Genomic DNA, 24,926 nt, shown 5'->3' with positions numbered 1-24,926 from the left:
GGAAGTTTTGAAGTATTATTAGTGAGATGGAGTGGCCAATAAATTATAATCTTCTATACGTAAATATTTCGGAGTAAAAAGATCGTTGAAATGTATAAAAATTAACTTTAAAAGTTTATATTTCAATATTGTTATTTTGTATTTTTACTATGCTATCATCTTTGAATTTTAATCTAGTGCTGTTTTTATTGGTGGTGGTGGCCGTAACACCTGTTTTTTTAATTTTTTTTATTAAGAAGGATGAGCATGGCAAGGTGTCGTCGTATTTCTCTGCCTTAATGATTGCTTGCTTTGTCTATTCTATTTCAAATGCATTAGAGTTGATAATGACAACTGTCTCCACCAAGCTATTGGTGTTTAAAGGAATGTATGTAGGGGCAGTTTTATTTGCTCCTTTGGTCCTTTTATTTACTCTGGTATATACAGAGAGAGAAAAGTACATCAGTAAAGCAAGAATAGTTTTATTGTTTTTAATACCTGCCATAAACCTCCTATTGGTATGGACCAACGATTATCATACTTTTTTTTATAGCTCATTTGAGTTATTGAAAAAGGATGAAATTCTATATATGGTGACGGGAAAAGCGTTGGGCTATTGGCTTCATCAATCCTATACCCTTATTTTATTATTTGCCAGTTTGTTCCTCCTAATCAAAAGGACAAGAGAAGTCCCTCCTTTTGATTCAAAGCAAGTGTATATGGTGATCATGGGGTTATGTTTTCCTTTGTTGGTTTACATGTTGTATTTGACAAGTAAGGGCCCAATACTAATTGACTATATACCATTCAGCTTCTTAGGTACAGGCTTGTTTTTTTATTTAGGATTGACCAGGTACAATCTTTTCAAAATACCACCAATTGCCTACAGGACTTTGTTTGACAATATGCAGGAGGGGGTTTTGGTTACAGATACTTCTGGAACTTTGATCACTATGAATCTCGCTGCAGCCAATATGTTCGAGTTGAAAACGATCAACCCAAAAGTTGCATTAAAAGTAATAGAAAAGGATTGGCCGGATATTCATGAGTTGCTTGTTAGTTCTGAGGACTACAGAATGATTGAATTTTCTTTTAAGGTAGAAGATTACTTAAACTGGTACCTTGTTTCCAAATCTTCCATTAAAGGTCATAATAGGAAGTCGGTAGGTAGTATAATCTTGTTGAGAGACATTACCCAAGAAAAGCTTTTCCAATTTGAAATCCAGCGATCAAGGGAAGAGGCTGAAGAAGCCAATCGTGCTAAAAGTGAATTTTTAGCCAATATGAGTCATGAAATCCGGACACCCTTAAATGGTGTGATTGGTTTTACAGAACTTTTGTCCAATACACAATTAAATGACCAACAAAGTAAATATGCCAATACTGCCTTAAATTCAGCCAATGCATTGTTGGATTTAATTAATGATATTCTTGATCTTGCAAAAATTGAATCGGGAAAAGCAGAAACCAACATTAAACAATTGCACCTCTATGAGTTGCTTGAAACTATTCTAGATGTTTTAAGCTTTCAGGCCCACAAAAAAGGATTGGAATTAATACTTGATTTGGACCCAAGGATTGGGGATATCATAGAAACGGATGAATTGAAACTCAAGCAAGTTCTAATAAACTTACTTAACAATGCGCTGAAATTCACGGAGAAAGGTCAAGTATTATTGAAATTGACCCTATTGAATTCGAAAAGGGAAGAAAATCTTGAACAATTGGATATCAGATTTGCTGTTTCAGACAGTGGAATCGGGATCCCAAAAGGCAAGCAACAATTAATCTTTGATGCTTTCTCCCAAGCAGACTCTTCAACCACAAAGAAATTTGGCGGAACGGGGTTGGGACTAACCATTTCAAATAAACTGCTTAAGTTATTGGACAGTTCCATTCAATTGAAGAGTGAAATAGGAGTGGGAAGCGAATTTTATTTCGATCTTGAAGTCAAAGCTCCGATTTTTGAAATTCATAATGAAAATCTCTCAGAACTTAACGAAGTTTTGGTGATAGATGGGAATGAAGTTTCCGGGAAAGTCATCAAAACGTATTGTGAGAATTTTAAGATGAAGGTCGTTCATGTAATTACAATCACAGATGCTTTCTTTGCCTTGGAAAGCAATCCGAATTTAGGCTTGGTGATTTTAAATAACAGTCTACTCGGTAAGAACAGTGTTTGGACCATGCAAAAGATGATGGTTATTGTTGAGGACAGACCCAAACAAGTGAACTTTGTGGCTGCAGTAGGGAGTATTGAGCAGGAAACAATTATGAAATCTTATCGGTCCATTGGCTGTAATGCTTTTTTATACAAGCCTGCAACACCCACTAAATTGGAACTGTTGTTTAAAAGTCTTTTGAAAACCAGTACTGTGAGGCAGGACTTTCCTAAGGAACAAAATGGTTATTCCATTCCTTCAAAAGTGAAAGATCCTTTTAAATTATTAATAGCAGAGGACAATGCGGTAAACCGTATGTTGGTTAAAATATACATGGAAAAGTTGGATCCCCATGCTATAATTATGGAGGCTGAAAATGGTGAGGAGGCTTTGGAACTACTTAAATCTTCCAGTAAACCTGACTTGGTGATTACAGACATTAATATGCCTAAATTAGATGGCTATGAATTGCTTAAAGCAATTAGATCCAAGCCCAGTACCATTCAGATCCCAGTCATAGGCTTTACTGCCAATGCCTTTCAAACTGAGGCTGAGGAAATGAAAAATGCAGGTTTCGACGGGTTTCTAACAAAACCAGTCGTACAAGAGAAGTTTAGAAAAATAGTGACGAAATGGCTAAGAAAAAGCGATTAGATTCTATTAAGGAATTAATCAAAAAAGGGGAGTTGATTAAATCACTCCCCTTTTTTGATTAATTGTCCTCTCCTCTAAGTTTTACTACTGCACCTTCGAGTTCCTCACTGATTCTTATCTGGCATGCAAGTCTGCTTGTAGGATAATACTCAGGAAGTGCTTCCAATTGATCCAATTCCACATCAGACGCATCGCCTAACCCTTCTTTGCCTTCCAGGACCTCAATATGGCAGGTAGCACATAGTGCCATTCCACCACATGTAGCCAAAACTGGATATTCGGATGCTTTTAATATTTCCATTAAACTCAAGCCCATATCATCAGGGGCTTCTATACTCTGGCGATTGCCAGCGTGATCTTCTACAGTGAATGTAACCATTTTGCAAAAATACGATTAAAATGAATTTACACCATTAACAGTGGTATATTTAAAGCTTAATTTTTGATCAGGGTACACAAATTTAAATGCAGAATGCATCATAATGGCTGCTTCATGGAATCCACAAAGGATTAGTTTTAATTTGCCTGGGTAAGTATTGATGTCACCAATAGCGAAAATTCTATCTACTCCAGTTGAATAATCTCTGGTATCAACCTCTATTGCATTCCTGTCTATGGTCAAACCCCAATCAGCTATTGGGCCTAATTTGGGACTCAAGCCAAATAATGGAATAAGGTAATCTGTTTCAATTGAAAATTGAGATTTGCTTTTGTCTTCTAAATAAACAGTATCCAAGTGACCATTTCCTCCCAATTTCTTAAGATTGGCAGACAAAATAAGGTCTATTTTGCCTTCATTGGCCATATTAAATACCTTTGAGGCAGAATCAGGAGCTCCTCTAAAGGTTTCGTTTCTGTGCACCAATGTTACTTTCTCGGCAATATCAGAAAGGTAAATGGCCCAATCCAAAGCAGAATCTCCACCGCCGGCCAAGATCACCTTTTTGTCCCTGAATTGTTCTGGATTTTTCACCATATAGGTAACCCCTTTGCCTTCAAATTCAGCCAAATTCTCCAATACTGGCTTGCGGGGTTCAAAACAACCCAAGCCACCAGCTATGATCACGACCTGAGCATGTACCTGAGTCTTGTCGCTTGTAGTGAGGATATATGAACCGTCGGTTTGCTTGCTAAGATGATCAACACGCTCTCCTAAAGAAAAGGTGGGTTTAAATGGCTTGATTTGCTCCATTAGATTGTCTACCAATTCCTGGGCTTTTACTTCAGGGTAACCTGGTATATCATAAATAGGCTTCTGTGGATAGATCTCCGAAAGTTGTCCTCCTACTTGTGGCAAGGCGTCTATCAAATGGCAGCGCATTTTTAATAAACCTGCTTCAAAGACAGCAAATAAGCCAACTGGGCCCGCTCCAATAATGCAAATGTCAGTAGTAATCATCTTTTAGTCGATTTTTATGTGTTAACCTCTTTAAAAGTCAATAGTTTGTACAAATATAATTAGTATAACAACTAATATTAAGTAACTGTTAGATTTATTCTGCAAGATTACCATATATCGTGTTCAGAATTCGTTTGAATTCACCGAAATCTTTTTCATCTAAGTTCTCCCAAGCCTTCTGCCTGATGGATGCTATTTGGGGTTTTAGGTCCTTAACCTTGTCTTTTCCCTCCTGAGTCAGGTGTAACTGATAGCTCCTTCTGTCTTCAGGATGTTGAATCCTTTCCAAATAACCCTTTTTGCAAAGAATGTCGACAATCCTTGTCAAGGTAGGGTGATCTTTGAAAACCAAATGGGCCAATTCTGTCTGGCTCAGTCTTTCATTCTCATCTAAGTTTTTTAAGACCAGCCATTGATCCACCGTGATGTCAAATTCCTTTAACTTGAACTTTTGCTGTGCGTATTGCTTGACCTTCCTCGCCGTCCGGTCCAACAAAAATGAATATTTACTAAATTGCTCGTATGTCATGCCAATTATTAGTACGACAAATATAATTAATAATTTAAATACAATCCCAACAAACCCTACAAAAAAGATAGGATTTGTTGAATTAAGAATAAATTACCCGAAATGAAGGTGATTTGGCCATTCATTTTTTTAATTTTAAATTCAATATTGAAATCAAAAACCAATTGTCATTATTATGAAAATCGACTTAAAAGGATACCAGGCAGTAGTAGGTGGAGCGACCAGAGGACTAGGACTTGCCACAGCCCAGCAATTGGCAGCATGTGGCGCATCCGTCACACTTCTTGCCAGAAATAAAGCCAAATTGGAAGCTGCTAAAAGCACTTTGGCTGTAAGTGATGGCCAACAGCACCAATACCTTGAGGTAGATTTTTCGAATTTTGAATCTTTTAGTGCGGCCACTGAACATTTTTTCACTGGTAGAAAAGTCGATATTCTGGTTAACAATACCAATGGGCCAGCGGCAGGTTCAGTGATTCAAAAATCCATCGAGGATTATCAACAAGCCTTTGACTTGCTATTTAAAACGTATCATCACCTGAGTCACCTGCTATTGGATGGAATGAAAGAAAGGGGATTTGGGAGAATTCTCAATGTTTCCTCTGTCACCGTTAAAGAACCGCTTTCCAATCTGGTATTGTCCAACACCATGCGTACGGCTGTTGTAAGTTGGGCCAAGTCCTTGTCAAAAAATGCAGCACCTTACGGGGTAACTGTAAATACGGTGCTTACTGGTTCTTTTGAAACCGAAAGAATTGAATCCATCATCAAAAGCCAATCTCAGGAAACGGGTGAAGATTTTGAAGATTTATTGAAACAAAAAAAGCAAGCCATACCTGCAGGTCGATTTGGTCAACCAGAAGAATATGGTTACCTGATGGCTTTTTTGGCTTCTCCCTTCGCTGCGTATATCAATGGTGCAAGCATTCCAATAGACGGTGGCGCTTTAAACTGCTTATAAAATTGAGTTTGAGTTATGGCCTTCTTATAATTGACTAAATCGTCATTGCGAACCTTTTTTTGAGGGTGCTGAGGGGGGAGGGTGTGGCAATCTCACTTTTTCTCAGAGATTTCCACGACTTTCTACACTCAAAGCCCCTTATAATCCTACTCATACCGAATATTTCTATAAAGTTAGGTCAAACTTTGCTTATAAGCTTTCTGCTTTTAAGAATTTATTGACTTGGTTTTCTACTGGTTTCAGGGATTGAAGGTAGGTGTAAATGGCGCCTAAGTCTTCTTCAGTCATGCCTGCATACATGTTCCAGGGCATAATGGTTTGCATTTCCCCAGCTTGAACTTTATTGAGCTTGTTCCTGTCTTCAAACTGTTTGAATCTTTCAATAAACTGGTCTTTGGTCCAATTTCCTAACCCCGTTTTATGCGGAGTGAGGTTGGAGCTTGTTAGTATGTTGCCATCTGGCATGTTAAATACCCTTCCACCAGCAAGGTATTCACCGGTATATTCACCGTTTTCAAATTGAGTATGGCAGTCATTACATGCGGCTGCATTTACCAGGTATTTTCCAAAGGCAATTGCATCCGTAGCCGGAGGTCTGGTGGAAAACGCAGCTTTTTGAGGCATGGTTCTCATGATTAAGCTAAATGGGAAATCAGCCACTGATGGAGGCTGAATCTTTTCAATAGGGTTTAAAGTTCGAATATAGGTGATGACTGAAAAAATGTCGTCCTTATCCATTTTTCCATAATTCGCATATGGCATAATCGGGAAAATAGGATTACCATCTTTTTTGACACCGGTTGTAATCAGCCTGAAGAGTTCTCCATCTGTATAGGCCGTTAAGGAGGAAGGGGTAATGTTAGGTGAAATAAATGTACCGGGAAAACCTAAAGCATGGTCAAAAACCTCTCCTCCTGAACCTTCTGTTCCGGGAATAGGAGGACCACTAAATATGCTAAAATCTCTTTTCGAGTGGCAGTCAATACACACCATCACATGGTTAGCGAGATATTTGCCACGATTCAGCGTTTCCGATGAGGTGGACAGTTTCATGTTCTCCGGTGGATTGCCTACATCGGGAAGGATCATCTGTATGTATACCAAAGTACCAATTATCAATATTAGAAGGAATGAAAAAATAAAGAGGCCAAACTTTAAATAACGATTCATACCTGATGGAATTTAGGGTTGGGAAATTTTAAATTGACATAATTTCTAAATGTGAAATTATAACCTGTAGTTATGTGGTTATCAATTTAATAATTTTTTTTACAATAAAACGCAAAATATTTTAAAGGTTTTTTAGTTACTTTCCTTTTTTTAAAAATCTAATCATTTCTGACGTTCTTGAAAAGGTATAATGATTTTGATTGCAATAAATAGTTATTTCAAATGGATTTTCAGTGGCCACTATTTTTGTTGGCATTGGGATTTCTATATTTTTCCTTAATGCATTCCTAAGCCAATAGGCCAAATGTTCAGGACCCGTTATTTCAGGTAAAACACCCGGATTCTTCAATCTAATTTTCCCATTTCTTGAATCGATTTCCCATTTGTTTCCAGGCAGTAATTTTTGAATTTGACCTTCCAGCATTAAATCCTCTGGACTTCCGGAAACCAGCGGTTCCTGATTGGCCATAATCCAAAGCTGATCGGCAGTTTCCATGGCTACTTCAAGGTCATGGGTAACAACCAAAATGGCCTTTTCTGCTTCCTTTGCTAGTTTTTTTAGCAAATACATTATTTCGAAACGATTGGTGAGATCCAGGTGTGCGGTAGGCTCGTCCAGGATCATGATGCTACTGTCCTGTGCCAGTGCTCTGGCTATCATAGCTGTTTGTCGTTGTCCATCGCTCAGTTCTGACAATTTCTTTTGGGCAATTAAATCAAGATGGGTCTTCCCCAATACCTGATTAACAATTTCATTGTCAGCCTTACTTAAATGCCCCAACCATCCTGTATGTGGTGTTCTTCCTAGCGCTACGAGCTCCCGAACAGTCATAAGACCCGAACGGATTTTCTCTGTCAGCACAACCGCAATGTTTTTGGCCCTGACTTGCTCATTCATAAGGCCGATGTTTTTCTCACCCAACCATATTTCGCCTTTAATTGGCGGGTTTTGGTTCATGATGGCTTTCAATAGGGTCGATTTCCCAACCCCATTGGGGCCCATCATACAGGTTAATTCTCCATCATATAAATCAAAGGAAATATCAGTGGCTACGGTATTGACCTCGTGGTCTATAACATATCCAAGCATCAAATCTCTGGCATGGATGCAAGGCTTTGCATGTCTGTGGCTATTTTGATAGGTTTCCATTTCGTTAATAATTAAAATGCCTCACTAAAATTCCTTTTCATGATTAACCAGATGATTAAGGGTGCCCCAAACGCAGTGGTAACCGCATTGATCGGTAGACTTGAAGCATAGCCAGGCAACTGACTTAAAGTGTCGCAGGCCAACAATACCAATATCCCTAAGAGAGCGGTTGCAGGAAACAATATCCTGTGGTCATTGGTTTTAAATAATAACCTGGCCAGGTGAGGAACAGCAATACCTATAAAGGCGATAGGCCCGCAAAAAGCGGTAATACCTCCGGTCAATATACCGGTGCTGACAATCATTATCCACCGCAATTTTTGGAAATCTATCCCCATGCTTTTGGCATAAGCTTCTCCCAAAAGCATGGCATTATAAGATTTCACGGAAAATACCACCATTGATAAACCTATAAGTATGGCCCCGGATAACAGTCCCAGTTCAGGCCAACCTGTATTACCAAGGTTGCCCATGGACCATAGGGTAAACATCTTCAACTCTTCAGCAGAGCTGAAATAGGACAAAAGCGTAACTACAGAAGATGCCGCACTTCCAAACATCAAACCTACAATCAACAAAGTCATGCTGTCTTTTACTTTCCATGAAGCCAGTCCCATCAAAACCAATACGCCGATAGCTCCGCCACTTGAGGCGATGATGGCTGCCCAATAATTGGGTGTGCCGGACAAAATTTGCCAGCCAAAGGCCGTTCCTGCCATGGACAATAAGGCCACCCCTAAGCCAGCTCCTGAGCTGATGCCTAAAACAAAGGGTCCAGCCAGTGGATTTCTAAAAAATGTTTGCATCTGCAAGCCACTCACCGAAAGTCCTATGCCAGCCAATACCGCAGTAAAAGACTTGGGAACTCTATAATCCATAACAATTATTTCCCAACTCTCCCTAGGGAAAGGAATTCCCGCCAACCTTTCCAGGAGGGAGGCTACTGGAATAGAAAGGGAACCTAGGCTCAGGTTTAATAGCCATAAGAGAACCATTAAAATCAGACAAAAAGTAAACTTAACGCGGTGAGTCATGAGCCTAATCCTCTAATTTTTGGAAATACCTAAACTGATGGTCCACCGCTTTTTCAGGATGGAGAATTTTGATCATGTCCAAAAGTACCAAATCTGGCCGCAGGTATCCCTCTTCAAAATACCTGAATCCACCGGTTTCCCCTTTGCCCAGCGTGTAGGTATATACATTTTTCTTTTTGTAAGCCTCAAAGCCACTGTATTTGGGGTTTTGAGCAACCATACTGCCCAAAGAGGCATAATCGGCTGCCCCTATCCAATAATCTGCTTGACTGGCCTTGTCCAAAACAAACTCATAGTTTAAAGTCAAACTTCCTGTCCCTTCCATAGTGTTAAAAAGGTAATGGCCAGCCGCATCGGCTATGATTTTAGCAGCCCAACTGTCTTTAGCTGGCGCATACCAAATGTCTTTGTACATGGAGCCGGAGAGAACAGAAGGTTTATTTTCTACAGGGACAGGACTAAGGCGTTCTTGTGCAGCTTTATAATTGGCGGCTATTTTTGAATATACGGCTGAGGCTTCTTCCTGTTTTCCCAACAATATTCCTGTTACTTTTATCCATTCGGCCCGTCCCAAAGGGTGTTTTTCCTGGTATTCCTTGTTGACTATTACCGGTATTTTTGCTGACTTCAATCGCTCTACCATTTTGGAAGTTTCCCCAAAACCTGAAACCATGACCCAATCCGGTTGAAGGTCAATAATTTTTTCTAAATCCCAGGTTGGCCCCTTTCCAAGGTCAATGACTTTGTTTTCATTGATTCTTTTCCTGATCTTTTCAGAAGTGATCAGGTCAAGGTCAGGGAAGGCCATTAGACTTTCTTCAGCATTGAGGTAATCCAAATGAGCGACTTGTGGTGTGGCCGACAATATTATTTTATGGCTGCCTGAAGCAATTTTCCCATCAATGGGGATATCAGGAAAATCAATCTCTTTTTGCGAATCATAAACCAAAAACCGTTGGTTTTCACCTTCCTGTTGAACAATTTCAATTACATGGTAATTTTCCCCACGGAAAAGCGCAAAACCTTTTGCGTAGCGTAAAGGGACTTCTTCCAGAGCATCCAAAGTGCCTTCTTGTCTGGCTTGCTGGCAAGCCGGAAGAAATAATAAAACAAAAATAAACAGGCGAATAACAGTCATTTCTTAGTAAAAAAGAATAAACAGGATTTGATTTTCAGTTCAAAGTAAACCATTGCAGCGTCCATTTCCAACAGCTTAATTTTTTCAAAAGTTTTTTGAATAGAGTTTTTGACGTATGTTTGTGCCGATTTATGGTTCCCGATCCTTTACCAGGCTCTCGGGATTAATAGGGAATTCGGTGTGAAACCGAAACTGTCCCCGCAACTGTAACCCAATCTTTATAACAATAAAGAAAATGGAAATCCATCCTTTGCCATTGTCCCTTTTGGGGTGAGAAGGCGGATTTACCTTGGGAAGTCAGGAGACCTGCCATTAAAATCTTACCATTCATGGCTTTCGGGAGAAAGGCTGAGAAGAAGGTTTTAGCTGTTTTCAATAGTTTCATTTATTGAATATTGGTACCCAATCCAGATACCTATCAAAGGTTGTCTTCAAGGGGTGTTATCAGTTAACATTCCATTCTCTTCTTTATTCCGAAATGTGTAAAAACATGGATACCTATTCAAAAAGAAAGAGGATGTCATTAATTGCTTGCTTGGTTTTCTTTATTGCTGGTTGGCAGAGCGAATCTGATTCCTCAAGGGCCTTCCGTCAAGACACTTTGGTGCTTTCCCAAGTGGAAGTTCATGCCGCTGCTTTAAGAAAATATGCCTTTGGTCAATATGTAAGGACCCTTGATGCGGACAGGTTAGATCAATTGTCCGGATATTCTTTGGGAGAGGTTTTACAGCAGGAAACAGGCTTGTTTTTAAGACAATACGGATCAGGAATGCTGGCTTCTTTAAGCATGCGCGGTACTTCTGCCGGACACAATGCCTTGTTTTGGAATGGGTTGCCAGTGAACAGCCCTTCATTGGGGCAGGCGGATTATTCAATTTTCCCGATAGGTGGCTTTGATAATGTAAATATTCATTACGGGAGTTCAGGGGCTTTGTATGGAACCGATGCCATCGGAGGATCTGTTCATTTGTCTTCTGACCTGAAATTCAATACCGGCAATGAATTGAAAATTGGAACACTTTTGGGGAGTTTTGGTCGCTGGCACCAGCAGGTAAGCTACAGTCAGGGAGCTGAAAAATTTGCCTTCCGAACCAATGTCTACAGAAATTATACCGCAAATAATTTTACTTATAAGGATTGGGCAAGTCCCGGTACCCCGGAAAAACGGCAGGACCATGCCAGGGTATCACAAATTGGTTTGGTACAGGATATTGCTTTTGAAATAAGCCCGAAACAGTCCTTAAAAGCCAACCTATGGATCAATTCCAATGACAGGCAAATACAACCTTTGTTGGGCTCAGCTGTAAGCGATGTACAAAAAGACCACAGTGTCAGATCTGTAGTTGATTATGCATTCACGGGTGAAAAGTTTACCTGGACAGCCAAAACCGGGATATCCAGTGATGTGATGGTTTTTAATACGGATAGAAACCAAACGCGCTTGTTTTTACTAGGCACTGCCTTGGATTACTCTTTCTCTCAAAAATGGCAGACCCTTGGCGGTATCCGCTATTCCCATATCAAAGGCCAGTTGGCTACCTACAACAGTCAGGAACAACGGTTAGAATTGTACCAGGCCACCAATTATAAACCAAGGCAAAATTTAGGGATTTCCATGCAATTCAGGCAGCTAATCCATGAAGGAGAAGCAGCTCCGTTTACCCCTTCATTGGGTGTAGAATGGGCTTTCTTTAATTCAGCTCTATGGAATTGGCAATTAATAAGTAATCTGTCAAGAAGCTTTAAAATTCCCACTTTAAACGATAGGTTTTGGGTGCCGGGTGGCAATCCCGATTTGATACCTGAGAAAAGCCTAAGCAAGGAAGTAGGACTTACCAGTAAAGTCAATTTATCCACTTTTACTATTGAAAACAGGCTTACCTATTTTCATATGGATGTAGATCATTGGATTTTGTGGTTGCCAAAAGGTACCTATTGGCAGGCTGAAAATGTACGTTCAGTGGTCAACCAGGGACTGGAGTATTTTTTCAAAGGAATATTCAAGCAAGGTAGCAATCGATGGGAAATGAATGGGGACTATTCCTTGAATAGTGCGGTCAATCAATCCGGAGATCAAGGAAATTCACTCAGTCAGGGAAAACAACTTCCCTATGTTCCAAAGCATAAAATTCGTACCCAAGGAAGCCTGCAAAATGGCCCCTACAAGTTTTACATCCAGCAGCAATGGACAAGTGAAAGGTATGTGACCACGGATAACCAAACCCTTTTGGCTCCCTACAGCTTGTGGGATACTGGGGTCACTTATGCCTTTGAGTGGAGAGGAAAACTAAAGGGGAATTTGGGATTCCATACAAATAATATTTTCAATACGGATTATCAGGTGGTTCGCCTGAGGTCCATGCCTGGAAGAAATTTTCAATTTAATTTAAATGTAGAGTTATGAAAAAAATGCAGTTAGCCTGTAAGTTATTTTTGTTTGCCCTTTTGGTATCCTGTGGGACGGATCCGGTTGAAATTCCTCAGGGGGCCTATGAAAATGGTGTGCTGATAATCAATGAAGGGGCATTTGGGGCCAATGATGGTGAAGTTTACCATTTTGATAAGACCACCGCAGAGGCGGAAGCCAATGTTTTTGAAAACATTAATTCCAGACCATTTGCAGGGTTACTTCAGGATTTGATTAGCTATGATGACTATACTTATCTTGTGGCCAATACCGGAAAGGTAGAAGTTGTCCAATCAGCTGATTTTATTTCTGTAGGTGCGGTCAGTAATGACCTGGTAAATAGCAGGAGTATGATCAGGGCTGATGGTATATTGTACATTAGCGATTGGGGACCATATGATGCTACCTGGAGCAATACTGAATCCTTTGTGGCTGTTGTTGAAAACATAACAGGAGGGGACATTGCCTATAAAATCCCTACACCATCTAGACCTGAGGGGCTTGCTTTTGTCGGGGACAGAATATTGGTAGCCTGTCAACTGGGAACCATTGCTGTGATAGAGGTTGGAGAGGATGAAGTGGAGAAAACAGTAGATGTAGAAGGAACCCCATTTTTCTTTTTTGAATTTCAGGGAAGTCATTACCTCTATGCCAACGACAGTGAGAAAGTCTACCTGCACAAGTTAAATTCAGCTACTTTTGAAGTAGTGGAAACCCTTGAATTTCCTGTGAGCAATAGCATTTACAATGGTAATTTCACCATCAATAATAGTGGTGAATTGTTTGTCATTAGCAACCAGGCGACGGAAGATGTGGTAGTGAAACTGGCCATAACTTCAGGTTCGGTTGTGGATGCGGATTTTTATTCCGGCAGTAACTTCTATGGTTTGGGTTATGATAACGACTCACAAACCTTGTATATAGGGGAGCACAATGGCTGGCAAGGCAATGGTACCGTAATGCGTATCAATGCTCAGGGAGAACTTATCGATGAGGTAGCTGTAGGTAGAGGCCCAAGTGGATTTTATTTCCCTTGATTGGTCTTATTTATCCAGGTTTAGCTGTGAAAGCTAAGTTAACGTATTAACTATAATGTGTAGCGAAACCACTTTATCTTTAGATTGATTAGTGGTTTCGCTATTTTTTTAAGTCAGTTGATTGGGGGAAGTTGTTCAACCCCATCCGGGGTTGAGAATAGGAGGGTTTGCCTTTTCCGTGGGGTTTGGCACCCACGGTTATTATTGTTCAGACCCTTCAGGTCTGGGATTATTTAGTAAAGTGGCTAATATTAATTATACCGTCATTGCGAACCCTTTAGGAAGAGCCTAAGCCAGGAAAGGGTGTGGCAATCTCCTCTCGTCGGGAAGTTGCTTACGCATATACTCAAGGTTAATACAATTGATATAGTGGAATGCTCATTGCCTACCCAAAAAAGCTTAAGAAGCCAACAGATCTTCAAGCCTCATTTCCAGACGACCTACCCCTTTGATTCCGTTCAGGATCCGGTTACTGAGCAGACCTCCATGAAAAATCAGGAGTCTATACATGATTCTCTAAAAAAAAATATTGAATAATAAAGCGATTCAGAGAAGCCTGAAGGGCTTCAACAATATTAACCACGGGTGAGAACCCGTGGACAGCCAATCACCCCTTAAATTCCCAACCCCAGAGTGGGTTGAACAAAGGCTCGGGAAGGCATACAATTAATCGAAATAGTTTGATCAGGACCACCCGATCTTGTGGTTGCCAAAGAAAAAGAAATTGATTCTATACCTTATTAAAACGAATACCCAACCCTATAAACTAGATTATTGAAGGTGACTTTGTCTTCTTCAAAATAGTTCCAATCTTCAGGTCGGTTACGATTTGGAGATAACCTGGAGGGGTTGCCAGTATAAAAATAGCTGATCTGTCGTTTCAATGAAATACTCAACGTCCAGAAATTGGCTTTTTTGGTTTTGTATCTGAGGCCTAAAGTTCCCTGCCCCATCATGCCCCCTTTACGCCAATTGTGTTGGCTCCATTCATTTACTTTTACGCTTTCAAAAACGGCAGAACCATAACCAAACTCTCCACCACCATACACCTGCCATTTGTTTTGAGGATTTAAAACCCCTCGCCAACCTAAAGCCAAAGGAAGGACAGAATAGTTTGCATATTGGTCCAGGCCTGTCACGAAACCTACTGCATGCCTGTGGGTGAGTTGAAAACCATTGAAAGTTTGAAAGGTGAAATTGTTTCTGGGACCAAAGTTATCAGAGCCTGTAAGCAGGCCTAATTCTGAATGGTATACAAAGGGTAAAACCTGCCCCATGCTGATCAGGGGGCAGGACAAAATGAATGCAGCTAAGAAAAATAAATACAGATTTTTCATTTATCCGTTGGAAACATTGATACAGCTTAGTTCTTTAAGTTTCTCTGGATCGGAGTAATCAAATTGGCAAACGCCATCAGGACCGATCACTATTAATGATTTGGGACCGGGTATAATGTCCAGAAAAACGTAATTTTTCAGATGCTCAATTTGATTGTTGCTGATTTCCATGACATTTGAAACATTGAAACTCTTTAATCCCTTATCTCCTTCTGCCAGGTACAAATAATCCCCAGAAAGTCCCAGTCCATGTGGGTTGTCCATAGGATAAGCTTTCAATAGGGTAGGAGAATTAAGGTCTTTGATGTCTAGAACGTGTAACTCATTGGCTCCATTTCGACAAATGGCAGCACTTCTCAAGGTCACGAAAGCATAATCATCATTGACCACCACTGGATCGCAAGAGGTTATGTGTGAATAGACAGCCATTTCCCTAGGTTCTGCAGGGTTGCTGGCATCATAAATGTGCATGCCTGACATGGAACCAATAAAAAGATTTCCTTTAAAAGGAAAGATTGTTTCTATACCCCAACCCAAGTTTATATCGCTGAGGTATTTGGGGTCCATAGGCTTTTCTACATTAAAAATCCGCATACTGTTGTTGTCCACTGTATAGAGGTGACCCCCTAAAAGGGTAAACCTTGCCATTGAGCCACCTTGTCCATAGCTCTGCCCACCATCAGATTTGGAACTGTTGTAGGAGGCGGATTCAAGTGTCATGATGTCGGTTCTAAAGGTAGGCCTTCCCCAGCTGTTCCAGCGCATATTGGATTCAGTGGAGGTAATGACGGTATCTTTATAAGTCATAATGGTGCCTGTTTCTTCATTGGAATAGAGGTTAGGAAAAACATCTTTTTCCCTTTTTACCAACTGAATGTTTTCAGGATTCGAAATATCAAAGGCCAATAAATCAATATAATTGTCGGCATAGAGGATGCTTTCATTGATGGCCATGTCACCAGTGCCTGGAATATTGATGAAATTTAGGTTTTGAGGGTTCGAAGGGTCAGCATTGTTTAATAAATGGATGCCTTTCCCGGGTTCTGAGATAAAAAGGTAATCACCATAAATGTAAATTTTCCCCGGCTGATCCAATGGTATACCCGGTTCTATGACAATGTCAGCTTCCCTGAATGAGTTTATCTCTATAAATACAGGTACCTGTGTTTGATAAGTATAAGTCGTCTCTATTTGGTCTTCACAGGAGGGAAGTACCAATACCAGCATAAAGGAGAGCATAAGTTGCATCCCAATGGTAAAGTGAGGGTGTAATTTTTTTTTCATGGCTTAATGGGAAAAGGGTAAATAGATAAAAATGGAATCGTTTGTGTCACTTTTCTCAGCCAAGACGCAATTATTTGTTGTAATGCTACAACTTTCAGAAAATAAATAAATAAAAGTGGTTAGGGCAGGTGTTTAATCCTCTTAGCTATCTAGTTTTTCCTCCATATTTCTTTCAAAACCCTCCAAAAACCCTAAGTATTTTTTAACAATGTTTTCAGAAAGTGATCCTAGATAATCACCTGGATAGAGAGGGTTGTATTTGATTCTGTGAATAATCATGTCCAGCCAGCCTTGTCCATCATCTATCAGATCAGCGTGAAAAGCTTCCACGGTAATGTCTCTAGAGCCGGAAAAAGGTGCTTTGCCCTGCGTTTTGAAATAGGAGGCTATGGTTTCCAAAGCAGCATCATGGGATTTTTCAAAACTTACAATCAATTTGGCGCGTATGGCATCATTCATACCATGACTCTTCCCTTCCTGAATTAGATCCCGTAATTCATTCAATTGACTGATAAAATTAGTAAAACAGTGTTCGCATTCCAATGCCGTTTTTTTCATAGCTATATGGGTTTAGTTCTTTACTAATTTATCAATTATGGACTAGAATTCTAATTTAATGGTGAAAAATTATTTTTTAATCCTGTCAGGATTTTCAGTTAAAAAAGATTTCCAGCCACCACTTCTCCCTTTGGTCTGAATCCTACCATCGTGAAAATGATGACATAAGGCCACAGCCAATGCATCTGTTGCATCTAGTAATTTGGGGATTTCGTCAAAGTTTAATAATGATTTAAGCATTTCAGCCACCTGCTCTTTTGAAGCATTGCCATTGCCTGTTACCGACTGCTTTACTTTCTTGGGAGAATATTCTGTTATAGAAACTTCCTTTGCCAAGGCTGCTGCCATGGCCACACCTTGCGCACGGCCTAGTTTGAGCATGGACTGGACATTTTGCCCAAAGAATGGGGCTTCCAAGGCCATGGAATCTGGTCCATGTGTTTCTATAATATACGTTATCTTTTCAAAAATCTTTTTGAGTTTCAAAGCATGGTCACTGTATTTTTTGAGATGGATGACACCGAACTCGATAACGCTGTATTTAGATCCTTGTACCAAAATTAAGCCATACCCCATTACTGAGGTTCCTGGGTCAATACCCAAAATTATTTTTTCTTTGATTGGATTTTTTACAATTTTACTCATCGGTGCAATTTACCACAAATCCTCAAATGCCCATTAAATGCTTGTCCTAGGAATGCTCTATTTTTTATTTGCCACAGCTTATTTTTGGGGCTTAAGGCATTTGACCAGCATTTGGGAGAGCAAGGACAAGGATCCATTGGGTTTTGTAGGAGTTGGGCAAGGTCTCCTAAGTCACTGTACTTTAATGGTTCCGTTCCGAAATGAGGAAGAAAACCTAAGACTATTGCTTCCCCACTTGTCTGAAAACCTGCCTTCATTGGCAAATGTATGCTTTATCGATGACCACAGTGAGGACAATGGCGTTGAAATGGTGAAGCAGTTTATTGACAATCACAACCTACCCAACTGGCAATTAATCAATAACAACGGTATAGGTAAGAAAGCGGCGCTAACTACAGGAATCCATGCCAGCAAATCAGTTATTATTGTGACAACAGACGCTGATGTTAGGATTAATAAAGCTTGGTTGGAGCAATTAATAGCCCCATTTCAGGATCCTACCATCCAATTGGTGGCTGGCCCTGTGATGACTATATCTGGCAATGGAGTTTTCAGTGATTTTCAGCAAATAGAATGGGCCAGTCTTATTCTAATGACACAGGTTTCATTCGCAAAAGGCAATCCATTAATGTGTAGTGGAGCCAATTTAGCTTTTCGAAAAGAAGCCTTTATCGCAGTAGGGGGATTTGAAGGGAATGCCCATATTCCTTCAGGGGATGATGAATTTTTGCTTAAAAAGATACGTGCTAAATTTGGGTCCTCAGCCACGAATTACCTCTTATCACCTCTTACATTGGTGAAAACGTATGCCCTGAAAGGTCCACTTGATTGGATACGCCAGCGCTCAAGGTGGGCCAGTAAATGGAATGCCCATAATGAGGATGGGCACTTGCTCTCGGCGGTAATGTTGGCTGTTTTTTGTCTCCTTTTATTGACAAGTGTTCCTTTGGTTTTCCTTTCCTGGGAATTTACTCTGGGCATGCTGCTCTTTTGGGCTTTCAGGGTTAAATTTGAAAAAGAAACCTTGGGGAAAGTTTTGAACCATTATGGATTAAAGTTTTCTAATCTAAGCTGGTTTTTGGCTGGATGGATATATCCAGTGTTGGTGGTAGGCGCTCTTCCTTTTGCGATTTTTGGAAATTATACGTGGAAAGGAAGGAAAACTTAATGAATCCCTTAATTTTGTCATTATACTTAAAGGTGTGGCGACAATGACTAATGATGAATTTGATCTTTTGGATGAATTGTATTTTCTTCAATCCTATCAGTACCTGAAATCCAGTTTGGAATGGGAAGACAACAAATTGTTGAGAAATTTAGCTCAACTACTCGAAAAAGGGTGGTTAAGATGTTATTCAGCACCTGAGAATGAGGTTTTTGATCCCTTGCCTTTGACGGAAAAAGCAAAGACTTACTATTATTTGGCTACCAAAGAGGGTCTGCTTACTCACAATACCTTATAAAATGACTGCAGAGACAATTAAGTACCAGAGAAAAGAACTGGAATTAAAGGCATTGCTGGAAATTACACAAGCCATCAACGAGAACAAAGATGAGAATGTACTTTTAAATATTTTTAAGTTCACCTGTCTGGTTCATTTGAATATCAAATCACTGGTGCTCTATGTCTATAACCAGCAAGGGCAATTTTTCCTAAGAAGAATTTCCCATCAGGTTAAGGGAAAACTGCCCGAGAAAATTCAGAAAGCAGATGTGCAGGAGAACAAGGAACTGGGCAAACTTAGCCTTTCCCTTTCCGAAGAATATTCCTTCACGGAGGTTAATATTTATGTGCCCGTTTACCATAAAGATAAAATGCTGGCCATTCTCTTTATGAGTACAAAGGACGGAGATGCTGGATTGGATTTGGATTTTACCCAAGCATTGACCAATATACTAGTGGTGGCGTTGGAGAACAAGCGCTTTGCCAGAAAGCAACTGGAACAAGAGAGCTTCCGAAAGGAAATGGAGATTGCCAGTAATGTGCAACGCATGTTATTTCCTGCGACGCTTCCTGATCATAATAAACTAAAAGCGAAAGTAACCTATATTCCGCATAGTTCTGTAGGGGGTGATTACTACGATTTGATTGAAAGGTCTGAAGATGATGTGTATTTCTGTGTAGGGGATGTTTCTGGGAAAGGTATGCCCGCATCACTGTTGATGTCCAATTTTCAAGCGGCCCTCCGAACCCTTCTTCGTAGTGGAACCGATTTAAAAACAATTGTTGAGCAACTGAATTTTTCCATCTTTGATACCACAAAAGGGGAAAGGTTTATCACCTTTTTTCTTGGACATTATTCTTATAGTAAAAAGAAGCTAAGCTATGTCAATGCCGGCCATAATCCTCCGGTATTGTGCACCAGCGCAAGCAATTCTCCTGAGTTGCTGGAAGCAGGCACTACCATTTTGGGTGCATTCGAAACATTGCCTTTTATGGAACAGGGCGAAAGGGAAAATTTAGACCATTTTACGCTTCACCTTTATACCGATGGGTTGACAGAAGCCTTGAACCCGATTGAAGAGGAGTTTGGTGAAGAAAGATTTTTAGACTACATAACGGCACACCCTTCCTTTAGTCCGGAGCTTTTTCACGAAGGCTTTCTAAGTGATTTTGAGAAGTTTTCGGATGGGATTCCTGTTAGAGATGACATTACCCTACTCAGCCTTCAATTCAATTGATATGCTATTTTATAAAGTTCCTGGTATCATTCAACAACTTTTTAATTCCTATACCTGGCACAAAGACCGCAACCAAAAAACAGTTTACCTGACCTTTGACGATGGTCCGGTGCCTTCGGTCTCGGATTATGTGTTGAAACTATTGGATGAACGTGGCATGAAGGCTACATTTTTTATGGTAGGGGACAATGTGTTCAAAAACCCTAATTTAGCCATTGAGATCGCTCAAGAAGGGCATGCCATTGGGAATCATACCTACCATCACCTACGGGCAGGGAAAACACCGCTTTCCATATATTTGGAGGATGTGGAACAATGCAGGAAAGTCATTTTGGAGAAAACTGGTTTGGAAACCAAAATTTTCCGTCCACCCTATGGGAAAATTAACAAGCGTTTTGCCCGGCATTTGATGCAAGAGTATGAAATTGTACTTTGGGACCTGATCTCATGGGATTTTAAAAGTGGATTAAATTCCAGCGCAGCACTGAAAAAAATTAAGGAGCACACAGAAAACGGTTCCATTGTTTTGTTTCATGACCAGCACAAATCCAAAAATAATCTTCAGAAGATTTTGCCAGATTATTTGGACTATTTGTCCGCTCAAGGATTTCAAACGGCATTGTTATAAGACATGGTAGGTCAAGCAGCCCTTTTTATCGTGATTCTGGTTTCCCTGCTGTATGCTGCCTTGTCCTTTCTGGTTCGGTTCAGATTTAAAGACTATAGCAATGATGTACAAGATTTGCCTTTTATTACTGTATTGCTTCCATGTCGCAATGAAGCCAATAACCTCCCAGAATGCCTCAAAGCTCTTGAAAACATAGATTATCCGCCAGAAAAAATTAAGTTTCTGGTCGCTGATGACCATAGCGAGGATGATACCGCAGGTATTTTAAAGCAATGGGCTTCCAAAGCAGCCAACCGCTCTTTGGTGCCACTTTCGAAAAGACCCGAAAAGGGGCAAAATGGAAAGGCCTTAGCGCTTGCAGAAATGGCTACTCAGGTAAAATCGGGGCTATTGGTTTTTACAGACGCTGATTGTATTGTTCCACCGACATGGTGCAAGTCCTTTTCAAAGGTATATAAAGAGGATTACGGACTAGTGACGGGCATTACCACGGTGGTAGGTGATGGCCTATTTGCCAGGATGCAGGCCATGGATTGGTGGCTGACCTTGGGGAAAGTTAAAGTAGTGTCTGATGCAGGCTACTCCCTTACAGCCATGGGCAATAACATGGCAATGGGAAGTGCTGCCTATCTAAGTTCAGGAGGATTTGGCAAAGTGGCCAAGAACGTAACAGAGGATCTTGCGATGTCTATAGCCCTCTATGAAAAAGGTTATCGGCCCATTCATATTGTAAGCGAGGAATCTTTGGTAAAAACCAAGCCTGAAAAAACAGTGTGGAACTTACTCCAGCAAAGAAAGCGTTGGATGCGGGGAGCATTCCTCTTGCCCTTAATTTGGCAGTTATTGCTAGGGCTTCAGGTTGCTTTTTATGCCGGGTTAATACTTGGATTGTATTTTATACCCTTGTGGACTGTGGTTTTCTGGATGATTAAAACTATCTTTCAGTCCGTTTTTATTAGCACATTTGCCAGTAAAACAATGATCAAAATCAGGTTTTTTGATTTAATTTACTTTGAAATATACAATTGGTGGGTAAGCTGGGCAACGGTAATTTTTTACTTTTACCCTGTGGCCCTTACCTGGAAAAACCGAAATTACTCATGAAATTTATTGAAACACACGCACATATATACAGTAGGAAATTTAGTGAAGATGCAGAGGAGGTAGTTAAACGATCTTTTGAGGCAGGCATTGATAAAATATTTATGCCCAATATAGACCTGGAATCCATAGAAGGGATGCTTGCGCTTGAACAAAAATTTCCCGGTGTTTGCTATCCAATGTTGGGCTTGCATCCTTGTGATGTGGACAAAGATTTCGAAAAGACACTTTCCGAAATGGAAAAGTGGTGGGATAAGCATACCTTTTATGGAGTAGGAGAGACGGGCATAGATTTGCACTGGGACAAAACCCATCTGGAAGAGCAAAAAACTTCCCTAAAGCTTCATGTTAAATGGGCCAAGGAGAAGCAGCTGCCTTTGATTTTACATTGCAGGGAGTCATTGGATGAAACCCTTGAATTGCTAGCGCCATTAAGTGATAAAAGCCTGACCGGTATTTTTCATTGTTTTTCAGGAACCGTGGAACAAGCCAGGAAAATCATAGAGATGGGCTTTTATCTGGGTATTGGAGGTACACTTACGTATAAAAATAGCGGTGTAGGAGCCGTATTAAAGGAGTTGGGTCCTGATCATTTGGTTTTGGAGACAGACAGCCCTTATCTTGCACCTGTGCCCTTTAGAGGCAAAAGGAATTCCCCTGAGTACATTCCCTATATTGCGGAAAAAATGGCGGAATTTACGGGAACAAGTATTTCAGATATTTCAGAAATAACAAACAGGAACGCATTAAAAGTTTTCAAATTGCTCCCTGATGAATTATAAGATTGTAAGGCTTAACACAGCAGCGAAAAAGGAAATTGAACATTCTGTATTGATTATTTATACAGGGGGTACTTTGGGCATGGCTTATGACGATGATGGTGCATTGGTGCCATTTAATTTTGGTAAAATCCTTGAAAAGATTCCCAATCTGAATAACCTGAACATTAGTATTACGGTGATTTCTTTTCCGGAGCCCATTGATTCCTCCAATATCAACCTGAACCATTGGGTGGACATGGCCTATATCATTTACGAAAATTACGACACCTACGATGGCTTTGTGGTATTGCACGGTACGGACACCATGGCTTACAGTGCCTCTATGCTTAGCTTTATGCTTAAGGGCTTAAATAAGCCTGTGATTTTCACCGGTGCCCAACTTCCGATTAGTGCGATGCGTTCTGATGCACGGGAAAATTTAATGACTTCCTTGGAAATTGCCATTTCCAAAGCCAATGGAAAACCGATCGTTCCTGAGGTTTGCATTTTCTTTAACCACCTCCTTATTCGAGGCAACAGAGCCAAAAAAGTGCAAAGTGTTCACTTTGATGCTTTTGAGTCAGAAAATTATCCTCCGCTTGCTGAATCAGGCATTATCATAGATTATAACTATGCCGCCATCCGGCCTTATGAGGAAGGTAAAAAACTCCGGTACCTCAACAAGCTTGACAATAGTGTGATGGTGCTGAAATTGTTTCCTGGGATTACCGCTCAGGTAATCGAACATTGCCTCAATATGAAAGGTTTAAAAGGAGTGATTTTAGAAACTTACGGGTCAGGAAACAGTCCCAGTGAGAGTTGGTTTATCAAAGCCATGGAAGCGGCAGTTGATAGGGGAATTCTTATTTTAAATGTTTCCCAATGCAACGGTGGCCGGGTAATACAAGGAAGATACCAGACCAGTATGGACCTCAAAAGGGTAGGGGTATTAAGTGGTGCAGACATCACTACGGAGGCCGCGGTTACCAAGATGATGTTCCTTTTGGCTAACGAATCTGATGAAACGGAAATCAAGCGCAAGTTAATGATGCCTTTGGCGGGAGAAATGTCAGTTTTGAACCAATAATGATGGAATTAGCAATGGGTTGACCATCAATCTAATAGGCTTGATTGATAAAATATTGTTTAAAATCCCTGTTTTTTTCTTGAATAAAGCGTCAAATAACTTGCAAGAACTGATTTTTATAATTTTCTTTGTCGCCTCAATGAAATGAAATAATTCCATAGAGAGGTGTCCGAGCGGTTTAAGGAGCGCGCTTGGAAAGCGCGTATACTCGCGAGAGTATCGAGGGTTCGAATCCCTTCCTCTCTTCAAAAAGCCAACTTTAGCAATAAAGTTGGCTTTTCTTTTTTATGGGTGCCCAATAGGTTTGTTTTTTGATGCAGAATTGGCCCCACTAAGTGTAGATTGCATCTACACCTTCCTATCTAATGGAGTGGTCCTTCAGAAAGAGGGCGAACTTTGGGGTTGGGATAGTTGAAAAGTCTGAAAATCACCTGTATTCCAGTGCGGATAATTACGTTAGAAAAGAAGGCCTACTTGAAGTGGATTTTTGGTGATTTTGTTCTATTTTTCAATTGCCATTGGTTGAAGATATCTGGGTGTTTTGCAAACCACACCCAGTTCAGGACAATAATTTGACTAGTTCGAGGATATGACATAATATTTGATATTCAATCCAAAGATATAATGGACTATAACGGTGAGATTGATTATTTTGATTCTTTAATCAAATAATATGAAAAAATTTGTAGGTATAGGGATATTGATTGGGTTAATTGTTTCGACTATTATTTATTTTAATCTTTCATATTTTTATTACGACTTAATAAAATATGTATTTAATATTAGAAATAAGGATGAAATAGAATCAGTAAGCGAAAGTGAACTGGTTATAAACTATTTCCTTCAGGATTTAGAAAATACGGAATTGAAAAGTGATCAAGAAATTGATTCTCTAGCTTCGCTACATTTTTCAAATCAATTTGAAGATTTCAGAATTTTAAATTATCCAAATGATTCAAATAGTCTAGATATGATAATAGTACCTTTTGATAAAAATTTTAGTATCCTTTATGTTGAGGATGGGAAAATATACAGTTATATAAATATAAAATTTAATCCAAAATAATTTAACTAGGGATGTTTTATTAAATTAATTGATCATTATCCACCACTAGGTGTAGATTGCATCTACACCTTCCTATCTAATGGAGCGGTGCCTCAGAAAGAGAATAAATTTTCGGATTGGGCGGGAATAGTAGACATGTCTGAGAATTATCTTTATT

General features: G+C 40.0%; 23 protein-coding genes, 1 tRNA gene and 1 riboswitch. Of the genes, 13 read left to right on the top strand and 11 right to left on the bottom strand.

Features of this window, described 5'->3' with window-relative positions; genetic code table 11:
* Positions 1-161: 161 nt before the first annotated feature.
* Complete coding sequence (locus AC0L7T_RS20235; RefSeq protein WP_473337930.1) at positions 162-2,795, top strand: histidine kinase N-terminal 7TM domain-containing protein; 2,634 nt, start codon at positions 162-164, stop codon at positions 2,793-2,795.
* A gap of 58 nt (positions 2,796-2,853) precedes the next feature.
* Here the strand turns inward: AC0L7T_RS20235 and AC0L7T_RS20230 are convergent, their stop codons facing one another.
* The 3 genes from AC0L7T_RS20230 to AC0L7T_RS20220 form a co-directional block, all read right to left on the bottom strand.
* Entirely contained in the window at positions 2,854-3,174 is a 321-nt protein-coding gene (locus AC0L7T_RS20230) for a 2Fe-2S iron-sulfur cluster-binding protein (protein WP_040418201.1), read from the bottom strand.
* A 15-nt stretch (positions 3,175-3,189) separates the two neighbouring features.
* A complete protein-coding gene (locus tag AC0L7T_RS20225; RefSeq protein ID WP_473337929.1) occupies positions 3,190-4,194 on the bottom strand; it encodes an NAD(P)/FAD-dependent oxidoreductase in 1,005 nt (334 codons plus the stop codon).
* A 94-nt stretch (positions 4,195-4,288) separates the two neighbouring features.
* On the bottom strand, positions 4,289-4,723 hold the full coding sequence (locus AC0L7T_RS20220; protein WP_473337927.1) for a MarR family winged helix-turn-helix transcriptional regulator: 435 nt from the start codon (positions 4,721-4,723) through the stop codon (positions 4,289-4,291).
* Positions 4,724-4,898: 175 nt separating this feature from the next.
* Between AC0L7T_RS20220 and AC0L7T_RS20215 the strand changes: the two genes are divergently transcribed.
* Complete coding sequence (locus AC0L7T_RS20215) at positions 4,899-5,684, top strand: SDR family oxidoreductase (RefSeq protein ID WP_473337926.1); 786 nt, start codon at positions 4,899-4,901, stop codon at positions 5,682-5,684.
* 189 nt (positions 5,685-5,873) lie between these two features.
* Here the strand turns inward: AC0L7T_RS20215 and AC0L7T_RS20210 are convergent, their stop codons facing one another.
* The 4 genes from AC0L7T_RS20210 to AC0L7T_RS20195 form a co-directional block, all read right to left on the bottom strand.
* On the bottom strand, positions 5,874-6,854 hold the full coding sequence (locus AC0L7T_RS20210; RefSeq protein WP_473337924.1) for a c-type cytochrome: 981 nt from the start codon (positions 6,852-6,854) through the stop codon (positions 5,874-5,876).
* Positions 6,855-6,990: 136 nt separating this feature from the next.
* Positions 6,991-8,004 carry an ABC transporter ATP-binding protein gene (locus AC0L7T_RS20205; RefSeq protein WP_473337922.1) on the bottom strand — a complete coding sequence of 338 codons (1,014 nt, stop codon included), beginning with the start codon at positions 8,002-8,004 and terminating at the stop codon, positions 6,991-6,993.
* A gap of 11 nt (positions 8,005-8,015) precedes the next feature.
* A complete protein-coding gene (locus AC0L7T_RS20200) occupies positions 8,016-9,038 on the bottom strand; it encodes an iron chelate uptake ABC transporter family permease subunit (RefSeq protein ID WP_473337921.1) in 1,023 nt (340 codons plus the stop codon).
* A 4-nt stretch (positions 9,039-9,042) separates the two neighbouring features.
* Positions 9,043-10,176 carry an ABC transporter substrate-binding protein gene (locus AC0L7T_RS20195; protein ID WP_473337919.1) on the bottom strand — a complete coding sequence of 378 codons (1,134 nt, stop codon included), beginning with the start codon at positions 10,174-10,176 and terminating at the stop codon, positions 9,043-9,045.
* 115 nt (positions 10,177-10,291) lie between these two features.
* A riboswitch (cobalamin riboswitch) is annotated at positions 10,292-10,504 on the top strand.
* Positions 10,505-10,666: 162 nt separating this feature from the next.
* Here AC0L7T_RS20195 and AC0L7T_RS20190 point away from each other — a divergent pair.
* Positions 10,667-12,580: a TonB-dependent receptor gene (locus AC0L7T_RS20190; protein WP_473337917.1), complete on the top strand. Its 1,914-nt coding sequence runs from the start codon at positions 10,667-10,669 to the stop codon at positions 12,578-12,580.
* Positions 12,577-13,620 (top strand): DUF5074 domain-containing protein, encoded by a 1,044-nt coding sequence (locus AC0L7T_RS20185; RefSeq protein ID WP_473337916.1) that lies wholly within the window; start codon positions 12,577-12,579, stop codon positions 13,618-13,620. The genes AC0L7T_RS20190 and AC0L7T_RS20185 overlap by 4 nt, the downstream gene beginning before the upstream one ends.
* Positions 13,621-14,360: 740 nt before the next feature.
* Here the strand turns inward: AC0L7T_RS20185 and AC0L7T_RS20180 are convergent.
* From AC0L7T_RS20180 to ruvC, 4 genes are all read right to left on the bottom strand, one after another.
* A complete protein-coding gene (locus AC0L7T_RS20180; RefSeq protein WP_473337914.1) occupies positions 14,361-14,957 on the bottom strand; it encodes a hypothetical protein in 597 nt (198 codons plus the stop codon).
* Positions 14,958-16,241 (bottom strand): LVIVD repeat-containing protein, encoded by a 1,284-nt coding sequence (locus tag AC0L7T_RS20175; protein ID WP_473337912.1) that lies wholly within the window; start codon positions 16,239-16,241, stop codon positions 14,958-14,960.
* 141 nt (positions 16,242-16,382) lie between these two features.
* Positions 16,383-16,799 carry a nucleotidyltransferase substrate binding protein gene (locus AC0L7T_RS20170; RefSeq protein ID WP_473337909.1) on the bottom strand — a complete coding sequence of 139 codons (417 nt, stop codon included), beginning with the start codon at positions 16,797-16,799 and terminating at the stop codon, positions 16,383-16,385.
* A 69-nt stretch (positions 16,800-16,868) separates the two neighbouring features.
* Positions 16,869-17,444, bottom strand: a complete 576-nt coding sequence (ruvC, locus tag AC0L7T_RS20165; protein ID WP_473337908.1) for a crossover junction endodeoxyribonuclease RuvC — start codon at positions 17,442-17,444, stop codon at positions 16,869-16,871.
* 37 nt (positions 17,445-17,481) lie between these two features.
* Here ruvC and AC0L7T_RS20160 point away from each other — a divergent pair, with 37 nt between their 5' ends.
* The 9 genes from AC0L7T_RS20160 (at position 17,482) to AC0L7T_RS20120 (ending at position 24,769) form a co-directional block, all read left to right on the top strand.
* Positions 17,482-18,612, top strand: a complete 1,131-nt coding sequence (locus tag AC0L7T_RS20160) for a glycosyltransferase (protein WP_473337906.1) — start codon at positions 17,482-17,484, stop codon at positions 18,610-18,612.
* A 43-nt stretch (positions 18,613-18,655) separates the two neighbouring features.
* Positions 18,656-18,907, top strand: a complete 252-nt coding sequence (locus AC0L7T_RS20155; RefSeq protein WP_473337904.1) for a hypothetical protein — start codon at positions 18,656-18,658, stop codon at positions 18,905-18,907.
* 1 nt (position 18,908) lies between these two features.
* Positions 18,909-20,126 carry a GAF domain-containing SpoIIE family protein phosphatase gene (locus AC0L7T_RS20150; protein WP_473337902.1) on the top strand — a complete coding sequence of 406 codons (1,218 nt, stop codon included), beginning with the start codon at positions 18,909-18,911 and terminating at the stop codon, positions 20,124-20,126.
* A 1-nt stretch (position 20,127) separates the two neighbouring features.
* A complete protein-coding gene (locus AC0L7T_RS20145) occupies positions 20,128-20,754 on the top strand; it encodes a polysaccharide deacetylase family protein (protein ID WP_473337901.1) in 627 nt (208 codons plus the stop codon).
* A gap of 3 nt (positions 20,755-20,757) precedes the next feature.
* Positions 20,758-21,858, top strand: a complete 1,101-nt coding sequence (locus tag AC0L7T_RS20140; protein ID WP_473337900.1) for a glycosyltransferase — start codon at positions 20,758-20,760, stop codon at positions 21,856-21,858.
* Complete coding sequence (locus tag AC0L7T_RS20135) at positions 21,855-22,637, top strand: TatD family hydrolase (RefSeq protein WP_473337899.1); 783 nt, start codon at positions 21,855-21,857, stop codon at positions 22,635-22,637. Before AC0L7T_RS20140 ends, AC0L7T_RS20135 begins: the two co-directional genes overlap by 4 nt.
* Positions 22,627-23,703 carry an asparaginase gene (locus tag AC0L7T_RS20130; RefSeq protein WP_473337897.1) on the top strand — a complete coding sequence of 359 codons (1,077 nt, stop codon included), beginning with the start codon at positions 22,627-22,629 and terminating at the stop codon, positions 23,701-23,703. Before AC0L7T_RS20135 ends, AC0L7T_RS20130 begins: the two co-directional genes overlap by 11 nt.
* Positions 23,704-23,862: 159 nt before the next feature.
* Positions 23,863-23,949 (top strand) — tRNA-Ser (locus tag AC0L7T_RS20125).
* Between the two features lie 427 nt (positions 23,950-24,376).
* Positions 24,377-24,769: a hypothetical protein gene (locus AC0L7T_RS20120; protein WP_473337895.1), complete on the top strand. Its 393-nt coding sequence runs from the start codon at positions 24,377-24,379 to the stop codon at positions 24,767-24,769.
* Positions 24,770-24,926: the final 157 nt, after the last annotated feature.

Source organism: Cyclobacterium sp. 10D3-21 (assembly GCF_055809755.1).
The sequence above is the reverse complement of the archived record's forward strand: the minus strand, read 5'-3'. Positions and strand labels throughout refer to the sequence as shown.

Excerpts from the sequence above, each read along its gene's own strand:
- AC0L7T_RS20230 (WP_040418201.1), bottom strand. The coding sequence starts at position 3,174 with ATGGTTACATTCACTGTAGAAGATCACGCTGGCAATCGCCAGAGTATA.
- AC0L7T_RS20225 (WP_473337929.1), bottom strand. The coding sequence starts at position 4,194 with ATGATTACTACTGACATTTGCATTATTGGAGCGGGCCCAGTTGGCTTA.
- AC0L7T_RS20220 (WP_473337927.1), bottom strand. The coding sequence starts at position 4,723 with ATGACATACGAGCAATTTAGTAAATATTCATTTTTGTTGGACCGGACG.
- AC0L7T_RS20215 (WP_473337926.1), top strand. The coding sequence starts at position 4,899 with ATGAAAATCGACTTAAAAGGATACCAGGCAGTAGTAGGTGGAGCGACC.
- AC0L7T_RS20210 (WP_473337924.1), bottom strand. The coding sequence starts at position 6,854 with ATGAATCGTTATTTAAAGTTTGGCCTCTTTATTTTTTCATTCCTTCTA.
- AC0L7T_RS20205 (WP_473337922.1), bottom strand. The coding sequence starts at position 8,004 with ATGGAAACCTATCAAAATAGCCACAGACATGCAAAGCCTTGCATCCAT.
- AC0L7T_RS20200 (WP_473337921.1), bottom strand. The coding sequence starts at position 9,038 with ATGACTCACCGCGTTAAGTTTACTTTTTGTCTGATTTTAATGGTTCTC.
- AC0L7T_RS20195 (WP_473337919.1), bottom strand. The coding sequence starts at position 10,176 with ATGACTGTTATTCGCCTGTTTATTTTTGTTTTATTATTTCTTCCGGCT.
- AC0L7T_RS20190 (WP_473337917.1), top strand. The coding sequence starts at position 10,667 with ATGGATACCTATTCAAAAAGAAAGAGGATGTCATTAATTGCTTGCTTG.
- AC0L7T_RS20185 (WP_473337916.1), top strand. The coding sequence starts at position 12,577 with ATGAAAAAAATGCAGTTAGCCTGTAAGTTATTTTTGTTTGCCCTTTTG.
- AC0L7T_RS20180 (WP_473337914.1), bottom strand. The coding sequence starts at position 14,957 with ATGAAAAATCTGTATTTATTTTTCTTAGCTGCATTCATTTTGTCCTGC.
- AC0L7T_RS20175 (WP_473337912.1), bottom strand. The coding sequence starts at position 16,241 with ATGAAAAAAAAATTACACCCTCACTTTACCATTGGGATGCAACTTATG.
- AC0L7T_RS20170 (WP_473337909.1), bottom strand. The coding sequence starts at position 16,799 with ATGAAAAAAACGGCATTGGAATGCGAACACTGTTTTACTAATTTTATC.
- ruvC (WP_473337908.1), bottom strand. The coding sequence starts at position 17,444 with ATGAGTAAAATTGTAAAAAATCCAATCAAAGAAAAAATAATTTTGGGT.
- AC0L7T_RS20160 (WP_473337906.1), top strand. The coding sequence starts at position 17,482 with ATGCTTGTCCTAGGAATGCTCTATTTTTTATTTGCCACAGCTTATTTT.
- AC0L7T_RS20155 (WP_473337904.1), top strand. The coding sequence starts at position 18,656 with ATGACTAATGATGAATTTGATCTTTTGGATGAATTGTATTTTCTTCAA.
- AC0L7T_RS20150 (WP_473337902.1), top strand. The coding sequence starts at position 18,909 with ATGACTGCAGAGACAATTAAGTACCAGAGAAAAGAACTGGAATTAAAG.
- AC0L7T_RS20145 (WP_473337901.1), top strand. The coding sequence starts at position 20,128 with ATGCTATTTTATAAAGTTCCTGGTATCATTCAACAACTTTTTAATTCC.
- AC0L7T_RS20140 (WP_473337900.1), top strand. The coding sequence starts at position 20,758 with ATGGTAGGTCAAGCAGCCCTTTTTATCGTGATTCTGGTTTCCCTGCTG.
- AC0L7T_RS20135 (WP_473337899.1), top strand. The coding sequence starts at position 21,855 with ATGAAATTTATTGAAACACACGCACATATATACAGTAGGAAATTTAGT.
- AC0L7T_RS20130 (WP_473337897.1), top strand. The coding sequence starts at position 22,627 with ATGAATTATAAGATTGTAAGGCTTAACACAGCAGCGAAAAAGGAAATT.
- AC0L7T_RS20120 (WP_473337895.1), top strand. The coding sequence starts at position 24,377 with ATGAAAAAATTTGTAGGTATAGGGATATTGATTGGGTTAATTGTTTCG.